At 61.2% G+C, this 10,397-nt stretch carries 9 protein-coding genes; 5 read left to right on the forward strand and 4 right to left on the reverse strand.

Annotated features, from left to right (window positions below; all coding sequences use genetic code 11):
* Window positions 1-57 precede the first annotated feature (57 nt).
* The 3 genes from topA (at window position 58) to GFU70_RS09215 (ending at window position 3,727) form a co-directional block, all read left to right on the forward strand.
* Window positions 58-2,670, forward strand: coding sequence for a type I DNA topoisomerase (gene topA, locus GFU70_RS09205; RefSeq protein WP_058544633.1), 2,613 nt, complete (start codon window positions 58-60; stop codon window positions 2,668-2,670).
* Window positions 2,671-2,862: 192 nt separating this feature from the next.
* Entirely contained in the window at window positions 2,863-3,387 is a 525-nt protein-coding gene (locus tag GFU70_RS09210; protein ID WP_014339359.1) for a DUF6586 family protein, read from the forward strand.
* A gap of 106 nt (window positions 3,388-3,493) precedes the next feature.
* A complete protein-coding gene (locus GFU70_RS09215) occupies window positions 3,494-3,727 on the forward strand; it encodes a hypothetical protein (protein WP_003183419.1) in 234 nt (77 codons plus the stop codon).
* A 71-nt stretch (window positions 3,728-3,798) separates the two neighbouring features.
* Here the strand turns inward: GFU70_RS09215 and sulA are convergent, their stop codons facing one another.
* Window positions 3,799-4,272 carry an SOS-induced cell division inhibitor SulA gene (sulA, locus tag GFU70_RS09220; protein WP_058544635.1) on the reverse strand — a complete coding sequence of 158 codons (474 nt, stop codon included), beginning with the start codon at window positions 4,270-4,272 and terminating at the stop codon, window positions 3,799-3,801.
* Window positions 4,273-4,282: 10 nt separating this feature from the next.
* Window positions 4,283-4,891, reverse strand: a complete 609-nt coding sequence (gene lexA / locus GFU70_RS09225) for a transcriptional repressor LexA (RefSeq protein ID WP_003199651.1) — start codon at window positions 4,889-4,891, stop codon at window positions 4,283-4,285.
* A 241-nt stretch (window positions 4,892-5,132) separates the two neighbouring features.
* On the opposite strand from lexA, the gene GFU70_RS09230 reads away from it, so the two are divergent.
* Both GFU70_RS09230 and nagZ read left to right on the forward strand, forming a co-directional pair.
* A complete protein-coding gene (locus GFU70_RS09230) occupies window positions 5,133-5,840 on the forward strand; it encodes a TetR/AcrR family transcriptional regulator (protein ID WP_013692622.1) in 708 nt (235 codons plus the stop codon).
* Window positions 5,841-6,023: 183 nt separating this feature from the next.
* Window positions 6,024-7,022 carry a beta-N-acetylhexosaminidase gene (gene nagZ, locus GFU70_RS09235; protein WP_175359753.1) on the forward strand — a complete coding sequence of 333 codons (999 nt, stop codon included), beginning with the start codon at window positions 6,024-6,026 and terminating at the stop codon, window positions 7,020-7,022.
* Between the two features lie 103 nt (window positions 7,023-7,125).
* Here nagZ and GFU70_RS09240 read toward each other — a convergent pair whose 3' ends face one another.
* Together GFU70_RS09240 and GFU70_RS09245 are read right to left on the reverse strand one after the other, a co-directional pair.
* A complete protein-coding gene (locus tag GFU70_RS09240) occupies window positions 7,126-9,819 on the reverse strand; it encodes a DEAD/DEAH box helicase (RefSeq protein WP_116642827.1) in 2,694 nt (897 codons plus the stop codon).
* An 11-nt stretch (window positions 9,820-9,830) separates the two neighbouring features.
* Window positions 9,831-10,397 (reverse strand): CsiV family protein, encoded by a 567-nt coding sequence (locus GFU70_RS09245; protein WP_058544638.1) that lies wholly within the window; start codon window positions 10,395-10,397, stop codon window positions 9,831-9,833.

Below are 10,397 nucleotides of genomic sequence, written 5' to 3' on the forward strand. Positions count from 1 at the left end.
TGCCGCGTCAGGCGCCAACCGCCTTTCACTTTTTAGAATTCAGGAATTTTCTGATCCATGGGCAAATCGCTGGTCATTGTGGAATCCCCGGCTAAGGCCAAGACCATCAACAAGTATCTGGGCAACCAATACGTGGTGAAGTCGAGTATCGGCCATATCCGAGACCTGCCCACCAGCGGTTCGGCTAGCGCCAGCAAGGAGCCAGCCGCCAAGCGCGGCAAGGCTGCTGCCGGTGAAGGCCCGGCGCTGTCGCCGAAAGAAAAGGCGCGCAAGCAGTTGGTCTCACGCATGGGGGTCGATCCGGAGCACGGCTGGAAAGCCAAGTACGAGATCCTCCCGGGCAAGGAAAAGGTCATCGAGGAGCTGCGCCGGCTCGCCAAGGATGCCGACACCATCTATCTCGCGACGGACTTGGACCGCGAAGGGGAAGCCATTGCCTGGCACCTGCGCGAAGCCATTGGTGGGGATGACAGCCGCTACAAGCGCGTGGTGTTCAACGAAATTACCAAGAAGGCCATCCAGGAAGCCTTCTCCCAGCCGGGCGAGCTGGATATCGATCGGGTCAACGCCCAGCAGGCGCGTCGCTTCCTCGATCGCGTGGTGGGCTACATGGTCTCGCCACTGCTGTGGGCCAAGATCGCCCGCGGCCTGTCGGCCGGCCGCGTGCAGTCGGTCGCGGTGAAGCTGGTGGTGGAACGCGAGCGGGAAATCCGTGCGTTCATCCCTGAAGAGTATTGGGAAGTCCACGCCGACCTCGGCACTGCCAAGGGCGCGACTGTGCGCTTCGACGTGGCCCGCGAGAAGGGTGAAGCCTTCAAGCCGCTCAACGAAGCCCAGGCCATGGCGGCGCTGGAGAAGCTCAAGGCTTCCAGCTACAGCATCGTCAAGCGCGAAGACAAGCCGACCAGCAGCAAACCGTCGGCGCCGTTCATCACCTCCACGCTGCAACAGGCCGCGAGCAATCGCCTGGGCTTCGGCGTGAAGAAAACCATGATGATGGCCCAGCGCCTGTACGAAGCCGGCTACATCACTTATATGCGTACCGACTCGACCAACCTTTCGGCCGATGCCGTGGCGATGGCGCGCACTTATATAGAAAGCGAGTTCGGCAAGAAGTACCTGCCGGACACGCCGAACGTCTACAGCAGCAAGGAAGGCGCGCAGGAGGCGCACGAAGCGATTCGTCCGTCCGATGCCAATACCGAGCCAAGCAAGCTGTCGGGCATGGAACGCGATGCCGAGCGTCTCTACGAGCTGATCTGGCGCCAATTCCTGGCCTGCCAGATGCTGCCGGCACAATACCTGTCGACTACGGTCAGCGTCGGTGCCGGCGACTTCGAGCTGCGCGCCAAGGGCCGTATCCTGAAGTTCGACGGCTACACCCGCGTCATGCCGCAAATCACCAAGCCTGGGGATGACGACGTCCTGCCGGACATGGCCCAGGGCGACGTGATGAAGCTGATCAAGCTTGATCCGACACAGCATTTCACCAAGCCACCGGCTCGTTACTCCGAAGCCAGCCTGGTCAAGGAAATGGAAAAGCGCGGCATCGGTCGTCCTTCGACCTACGCAGCGATCATCTCCACCATCCAGGACCGCGGCTATGTGGCGCTGCACAACCGTCGCTTCTATTCGGAAAAGATGGGTGACATCGTTACCGAGCGTTTGTCCGAAAGCTTCTCGAACCTGATGGACTACGGCTTCACCGCCGGTATGGAAGAGAACCTCGACGATGTGGCCCAGGGCGAGCGCGACTGGAAAAACGTTCTCGACGAGTTCTACGGCGACTTCAAGAAAAAGCTCGAAGTGGCCGAAAGCCCTGACAGCGGCATGCGCGCCAACCAGCCGGTCATGACCGACATCCCATGCCTGACCTGCGGGCGTCCGATGCAAATCCGTACCGCCTCGACCGGTGTGTTCCTTGGTTGCTCGGGCTACAGCCTGCCACCCAAGGAGCGCTGCAAGGCGACCGTCAACCTGGTGCCGGGCGACGAAATCGCCGCGGACGACGAGGGCGAATCGGAATCCCTGGTGCTGCGCGGCAAGCATCGTTGCCCGATCTGCAGCACGGCGATGGATGCCTACCTGCTGGATGAAAAGCGCAAGCTGCACATCTGCGGTAACAACCCGGACTGTGCCGGCTACGAGATCGAAGAGGGCACTTATCGCATCAAGGGCTACGAAGGCCCGAGCCTGGAGTGCGACAAGTGTGGCAGCGAGATGCAGCTCAAGACCGGTCGTTTCGGCAAGTTCTTCGGTTGCACCAACCCGACCTGCAAGAACACCCGCAAGCTGCTCAAGAGCGGTGACGCGGCGCCGCCGAAGATGGACCCGGTGAAGATGCCTGAGCTCAAGTGCGAGAAGGTCAACGACACCTACATCCTGCGCGACGGCGCCTCCGGCCTGTTCCTGGCAGCCAGCCAGTTCCCGAAAAACCGTGAGACCCGTGCGCCGTTGGTGATGGAAATCGTGCCGCACAAGGACGAAATCGATCCGAAGTACCATTTCCTTTGCGAGGCGCCGCAGAAAGACCCGGATGGACGTCCGGCGGTCATTCGCTACAGCCGCAAGACCAAGGAGCAGTACGTGCAGACCGAAGTTGACGGCAAGCCGACCGGCTGGAAAGCCTACTACGACGGCGGTAAGTGGACGGTTGAAGACAAGCGCTGATTGATGGCGCCTGTTTGACGATCCGGGGCTAATGAGGCTCCTCAGCCTGATAGCCTCGAATGTACAAAAAGGCCGCATGACAACCCACAGGTTTTCATGCGGCCTTTTTGTTTTTGGCTTGCAGTGGCCTCGGTTGATCCATGACACTGTCACACTTGCGTGAAGCTTTCATTTCGTTGGGGAGATGCCGCCATGGCCCACGAACTCTATACCCGCACCAATCAGAAAATCTATTTCGCCGGTCTGTCGCTTGAAGCACTTACCAGGGCCGAGGATGGACGTGCGATGAATTCCCCGGCGTTGCTCCAGGCAGGACGCGAATCCGCGCTGTTTCACCTGTACGGTGCATTGTTGGGGTTGTGCCATGAAATCGCCGGTTTCTATCGCCTGCCACAAGCGAATGCGCCGCGGGCCGAGCTGTTGTTGACCCGTGAAGTGCTGGAAACCATCGCTATCCCGGAATTGGCCGAAATGGTCGAATTGGCGCACAACCCGGAAACCTGGCTGGCGAAGCTATTGGCGGCCCATGCGGCGCTGTTCGAGCCGCCGCGGGCCCCGCGCAAGCCCAAGGGGGACGTGACCCAGCCGTTGATCGTGGCGGTCAATCTGGACGAGCAAGAGCCCGAGCAGGAGTTGAGCCGGGAGGAGCTGGAGAGCTGGCGCCAGAACCTCAAGAGCCTGGCGATACGCTTTCGTGAAGGGTTGAACGAGTGCTGAGTTTTCCCTCGGCCCGTTACATTCGTTGATAACGCTTGGTCAAGATCCCGAGCGGAGCCTGGCCGATGACTATATAATCCTCGCCTTTCGTGGAGAACAGACTTTTATGCCTACGTCCTTTCTAGAAATTGTCGAACTTCCTGATGGCCGCATCGAGCTGCGCAGGGCTGAGGACGAGGGTTCTCTGGTTACCCTGAACTTCTCCGAAGATGCCAAGGTATTCCTGCAGGGCCAGCACGTCGAAGTCGCCAAGGCGATGCTGAGCGTGGGCGTCCAGATGGCAGGTCGCCTCGTTGAAGGCGAATTCAACAAGGAAGAGGGGCCGCGGGTCCTTCATTGATCCCGCCTGTCGGCTTTTTTGGATAGTGTGACTGGTCGGCTTCTCTGTCTTGGAGAAGCCCCGCGTTTGTCTTAGCCCAATCGAATATTCAGGCTTTGTGCGTCCCCGGTACGGGCGGCGCTGATCAACTGTTGCCGTGCGGTCGCGGTTAGCGGGTTGAGCCAGCTGACCACGGTGTGGCTGCGGCCCAGGCGCAAGGCCTCGCAGGTCAACTGTTGGGCGCTTTGGGCGCCCCGTGGTTGCAACAACAGGATGCGTTCGCGGTTCAGGCCGGCATCCCGCAGCCAGGCCTGGGTGACGCTGGCCGGTGGTGCGATCAGCGTCAGCCAGCGAGCATCCTGGTCCTGGCTGAGTTCTCGCAGAATCGGCGCCAGCAGGTTCAGGCAGTTTCCGGCCGCACCACGTAACGACAGTTCGCTGAAAGCCTCGGGCTCGACGCCCCAGGGCGACTCGATGACCTCTTTCAGGACTGGAGCCAGCGGTTGGGCCATGAATGCCTCGAACAGCGGAAGTTGTGTGTGTTGTGGTGTGTGAGGGAACTGCATAAAGCCTCCTTTAGCGGCGAATGACGCCGACACTCAAGCCTTCGATGACCAGGTCCTGATCTTTCAGGTTCACTTCGATGGGCGCGAACTCCGGGTTTTCGGCGATGAGCCAGACCTTGCTGCCGTCGCGCTTGAAGCGCTTGACGGTCACCTCGTCGCCGATTCGCGCCACCACGATCTGGCCATTGCGGGCTTCGCGGGTGGTGTGCACGGCCAGGAGGTCACCGTCGAAGATGCCGATGTCCTTCATGCTCATGCCGTGTACACGAAGCAGGTAATCGGCCCGAGGATGGAAGAACGAAGGGTTGATGTTGCAGGATTCCTCGACATGCTGCTGGGCCAGGATCGGTGCGCCTGCCGCTACCCGGCCGATGATCGGCAGGGTGGTTTCGTCGGCCTTGGCTTCGAAGCCGGGAATACGAATGCCACGGGATGCGCCCGGAGTCATTTCGATCGCGCCCTTGCGCGCCAGCGCCTTGAGGTGTTCTTCAGCCGCGTTGGGCGACTTGAAACCCAGTTCCTGGGCGATTTCCGCACGGGTCGGCGGATAGCCGTTGTCTTCGAGGCAGCGTTTGATGAAGGCCAGAATCTCTGCTTGGCGTGGCGTCAGCTTTAGCATATTGATCGCTCTGTCTTTTTATACAGTGACTGGGATTATATACAGTGGACGCCACTTGGCAATCCTCCTTTTTTCATCGGCCGCTGGACGGTCGGTCGGGCTGTTGGATACGACATGGCTACCACCCGTGAAAAGGTGTGGTTAAATACGTGACCGGGCGTTCGCAAAACGCCCCGGCAGGCTTGACAACCCCTAGGCTGAAACGTATGTTTCAAACAAGTGTTTGTCAGGCGGAGTAACCATGGCCCAGTCGGAAACCGTTGAACGCATTCTCGATGCTGCCGAGCAGTTGTTCGCGGAAAAAGGTTTCGCTGAAACCTCGTTGCGTCTGATCACCAGCAAGGCCGGGGTGAACCTGGCGGCGGTGAACTATCACTTCGGCTCGAAAAAGGCCCTGATCCAGGCGGTATTCTCGCGGTTCCTCGGGCCTTTCTGCCTCAGCCTCGATCGCGAGCTGGAACGGCGCCAGGCCAAGCCTGACGTCAAGCCGACCCTGGAAGAGCTGCTGGAAATCCTGGTCGAGCAAGCCCTTGTCGTGCAACCGCGCAGCGGCAACGACCTGTCCATTTTCATGCGCCTGTTGGGCCTTGCCTTCAGCCAGAGCCAGGGCCACCTGCGACGTTACCTGGAAGACATGTACGGCAAGGTTTTCCGTCGCTACATGCTGCTGGTCAATGAGGCCGCACCGCGTATTCCACCCATCGAGCTGTTCTGGCGGGTGCACTTCATGCTCGGCGCCGCGGCGTTCAGCATGTCCGGTATCAAGGCGCTGCGCGCCATTGCTGAAACCGATTTTGGCGTGAACACGTCCATCGAGCAGGTGATGCGCCTGATGGTGCCGTTCCTGGCAGCGGGCATGCGTGCCGAAAGTGGCGTCACCGATGAAGCCATGGCTGCCGCGCAACTGCGTCCGCGCAGTAAATCAACGCCGGCGCTGGCCAAGGCGTAAGTGCACGGGTGGGCGCGGCGGCCTACATCCGCTAAGCTAGCCGCCCATGCCGACTCTCGTTTCGAACCCGTTCCATTTTTCATTGCATGACCGCAACCTGCCGGGCCTTGGGCCCAGCGGTGTGGTCGTGCCTGTGTTACCGCACGGGTTCATCATTATCAAGGAAATGCTATGACTGCTGGCCTGCAAGGCTCGTTGATGGTGGACGTCGCCGGTACCTGGCTGACGGCCGAAGATCGCCACCTGTTGCGCCAGCCTGAAGTAGGCGGCCTGATCATCTTTGCCCGCAATATCGAGCATCCACGTCAGGTGCGCGAGTTGAGCGCATCGATCCGCGCCATCCGCCCCGACCTTTTATTGGCGGTGGATCAGGAAGGTGGTCGTGTTCAGCGGCTGCGCCAGGGTTTTGTGCGGCTGCCGGCGATGCGGGCGATAGCCGATAACCCGAATGCCGAATACCTGGCCGAGCAGTGTGGCTGGATCATGGCTACCGAAGTGCTGGCGGTCGGCCTCGACTTGAGTTTTGCCCCGGTGCTGGACCTCGATTACCAGCGCAGCGCCGTCGTCGGCAGTCGTTCCTTCGAAGGCGATCCCGAGCGCGCTGCGTTATTGGCCGGTGCCTTCATCCGCGGCATGAGCGCCGCCGGGATGGCCGCCACTGGCAAGCATTTCCCGGGGCATGGCTGGGCCGAGGCCGATTCCCACGTGGCGATTCCGAACGATGAGCGCAGCCTCGAGCAGATTCGCGCCAATGACCTGGTGCCGTTCGCCAGGCTGAGCAAGCAACTGGCCGCCGTCATGCCGGCCCATGTCATCTACCCGCAGGTCGACGCCAATCCAGCCGGGTTTTCCCGCCGCTGGCTGCAGGACATCCTGCGCGGCGAGTTGCAATTTGAGGGTGTGATCTTCAGTGATGACCTGTCGATGGCCGGTGCTCATGTGGTCGGTGATGCCGCCAGTCGTATCGAAGCGGCGTTGACGGCGGGTTGCGACATGGGCCTGGTGTGCAATGATCGCGCGGCTGCAGAGTTGGCCTTGAGCGCTGCCCAGCGCCTGAAGGTCAAGCCTTCGGCACGGATCGCCCGCATGCGTGGCCGGGCCTTTGCCTCCACCGAGTATCGCCAGGACCCTCGCTGGTTGGCGGCGCTTGGCGCGCTGAGGGCTGCCCAGCTGGTTGATTAGCATCTTTTGAAGGTCGCTATCTCGAAGCAAGGTGGGAGCAACATCGGCGCGATCTGACCCTCCGCCATCGCAAGCAAGCTCGGCTCCCACAAGGATTGGGGGGTTAGCGCTTTTCCAGCTTGTCCGGCAGCGGCGCGAACAACGCCTCAATATCATCGCTCTGCAATTTCCAGTCTCCGGCCACGCGTCCGTCCAGCACCCCGGCCGCGAGGTCGGATTTTTCCTTTTGCAGCAGCTGGATTTTCTCTTCCACCGTGCCTCGGGCAATCAGCTTGTAGACGAACACCGGCTTTTCCTGGCCGATGCGGTAGGCCCGGTCGGTCGCCTGGTTTTCGGTGGCCGGGTTCCACCACGGGTCGTAGTGAATCACCGTGTCGGCCTCGGTCAGGTTCAGGCCTACACCACCGGCCTTCAGGCTGATCAGGAAGATCTGACGCTTGCCGCTCTGGAATTCCTTGACGGGCGTGCGACGGTCCCGGGTCTGGCCGGTCAGGAGGGCATAATCGACGCCGCGTTTCTTCAGTTCATCTTCAATCAGCGCCAACATGGACGTGAATTGGGAAAACAACAGCACCCGGCGACCTTCTTCAAACAGCTCTTCGAGCATTTCCATCAGGCTGTCGAGCTTGCCCGAGGTGCTGCCTCGGGCGGGCAGGGTGGCGTCGTTGATCAGGCGCAGGTCGCAACACACCTGGCGCAGCTTGAGCAGTGCTTCGAGAATAATGATCTGGCTGCGGGCCACGCCTTTGCGGGTGATCTCGTCGCGGACCTTCTTGTCCATCGCCAGGCGCATGGTTTCGTAGACGTCCCGCTGGGCGTCGCTGAGTTCGACCCAATGGATGATCTCGGTCTTGGGTGGCAACTCCGTCGCCACTTGCTCCTTGGTCCTGCGCAGCAGGAAAGGTTTTATCCGACCGTTGAGGTGCTGCAGTCGTACATCGCTGCCACGCTTTTCGATCGGTACACGGTAATCGCGATTGAAACTCTTGACGTCCCCGAGCCAGCCCGGCAACAGGAAGTGAAACAACGACCACAGTTCCCCCAGGTGATTTTCCAGGGGCGTGCCGGACAGGCACAGCCGCTGGCGGGCGTTGAGCTCGCGGGCGGCCTGGGCGGCTTTGCTGGTGGGGTTCTTGATGTACTGGGCTTCATCGAGAATCAGCACGTGCAATGGCTGCGCGGCCAGGCGCTCGACATCCTTGGGCAGCAGGGCATAGGTGGTGAGGACCAGGTCGTAATCGGCCAGTCGTTCGAAATGCTTTTTGCGCCCGGCGCCATACAGGGCCAGCACCTTGAGTTGCGGCGTGAAATGAGCCGCCTCGTCGAGCCAGTTGGGGATCAGGCTGGTGGGCATCACCACCATGCACGGTCGGTCGAGGCGTCCGGCGTTTTTTTCGCTGAGAATATGCGCCAGGGTCTGTAGGGTTTTGCCCAGGCCCATGTCGTCCGCGAGAATGCCGCCGACTTCCAGCTGCCTGAGCGATTGCATCCAGCTCAAGCCTTCGAGTTGATACGGCCGCAGCGTCGCGTTCAGGCCTTCTGGCGCGGTGGCGGTGTAATCCTTGATGTCCCTCAGGCGTTGGGCCAGGCCGCGAATGTGTTCGCCACCTTCCCAGGTCAACGGCATGTCCTGCAGCGGGTTCAGGCGCAGGGCGTCCGCGCTGTTGAGGCGCAGTTTGGTGGTGCCGGGTTCTTGCAGGTAAAACTCGCCCAGGGTCGCCAGCACCGGTTTCAGCCGGCCATAGGGCAGGGCCACCTGCTGCGGGCCGAACTCCGAGTTCGGGCGGTTGGGCAGGTTGACCAGAATGAGTTCGTCGTCCCGACGCCTGGCCAGGCGTTCCGGGTTGAACAGTTCGATGTGCGAGCGCATCAGGTTCAGCAGGATCGGCAGCAGGCTCAGGCGCTCACCGTTGACGATGATTCCCAGTTCCAGGTCGAACCAGTCTCGCTCCGGCGTTTCCTCTACCGTGGCGTACCACTCGTCCACTGCCGTCAGGTCGAAGCCGAAGTCTTCGTCGATCTGCAGTTCCCAGCCTTGGGTGCGCAGTTTCGGCAGGTCGTTGAGGGTGAAGGTCAGCCAGGCACTGTCGTTGACCATCTCGTACAGTTCGCCGGCGCTTTCCGGCAGGGCCTTGCTTTGTCGGGTCGCGACCTTGAAGCCGAGGATCCGCAGCTGTTCGCGGTAGGACTGTTCCACATCCGTGTGGCGTTTTATCCGCAGCGTCTGGGTTTCCTGGCGAATCAGCACGTCGGTGTTGCGCTGGCCGCTGACGTATTCGTCCAGGTAACCGAAGGACAGCGCGGCGCGGTGTTGGATGTAGCGCTGCATCTTGCCGTTGCGCGGCTCGAAGGCGCTGAACTCGACACTGGCCAGCCATAGGCGCGGCACCGGTTGCACGTTGTCCACCAGCACTTGTGGTGGGGCCTTGGGGCTGCGGTTGTCCAGCACGGCCTGGAGTTTCTCCAGCAGGTGCGCGTCTTTTTCGGCGGCCGGGTAGGCCAGGGTTTCCTGGACTTGCAGCAACACGGCCGCGCAGTGCTTGCAGTTGATGCGCACCGGGCAGGAGCACGCGGCTTCGAGCAGGATCAGCGTGCCCTTGGCTGACTCCTTCAGGCGAATGGTCTGACGGTAGACGTTACCGCCAGAGCCTTCGCAACTGGCGGTGATGGTGCTGTCGCCGGCCTCGACGATCCTGACGCGGTTTTCCAGCGCATAACGGCGCCCGCGCTCCAGGCTCTGTTCCTTGAATCGATTGACCCAGGAAGGTGCCAGGGGTTTGCTCAGGGGCGAGGGCATAGGCGCGCCAATCAGTCCGGAATGACTTCAGGTGCCTGCCGTGGCGCGGGCGCGGTCAACGAGGTGATCTTGATCAGCAGGCCAAGATGACCGTTGTCGAGGAAGTTCAGTTGGCCATTTTTGGTATGGCTCTGCTGCTTGAGGCGCTCACTGGAGGTGACCAGGCCATTGGCGTTGATCTGGTTGATCCAGAAATCGGCATCCACGTCGGTGAAACGGCCCAGCTTCAGTTCCAGGGTGCCTTCGATGGGGAACTGCCCGAACTGTTCGGCGCCGTCGCTGATGGCGATTTTGCGCCCCTGCTCGCCGAGGGTCTGCTGCCAGGCCTTGTGCATCAATACCGTGTATTGGCCGCTGGCGTTGAGTTTCTCGACGATGTTGCCCATGGCCGGTGTGCGCTGGCTGTCCGCGCCCAGGCGTTGCGCGCCGGCGTCCCAGTCTTCCGGTGCGGCGCGGCTGGCAATCGCCGGCTCGGCGTTCTGGCGCACCAGGATCATTTCAACCTGATACAGGTCGTCGGCAAATGCCAGGGGAGCGACCAGGGTCATCAACAAGGTCAGTGAGCGAAACAGGCGCAT

The organism is Pseudomonas brassicacearum (assembly GCF_009601685.2).
Taxonomy (GTDB): domain Bacteria; phylum Pseudomonadota; class Gammaproteobacteria; order Pseudomonadales; family Pseudomonadaceae; genus Aquipseudomonas; species Aquipseudomonas kilonensis_B.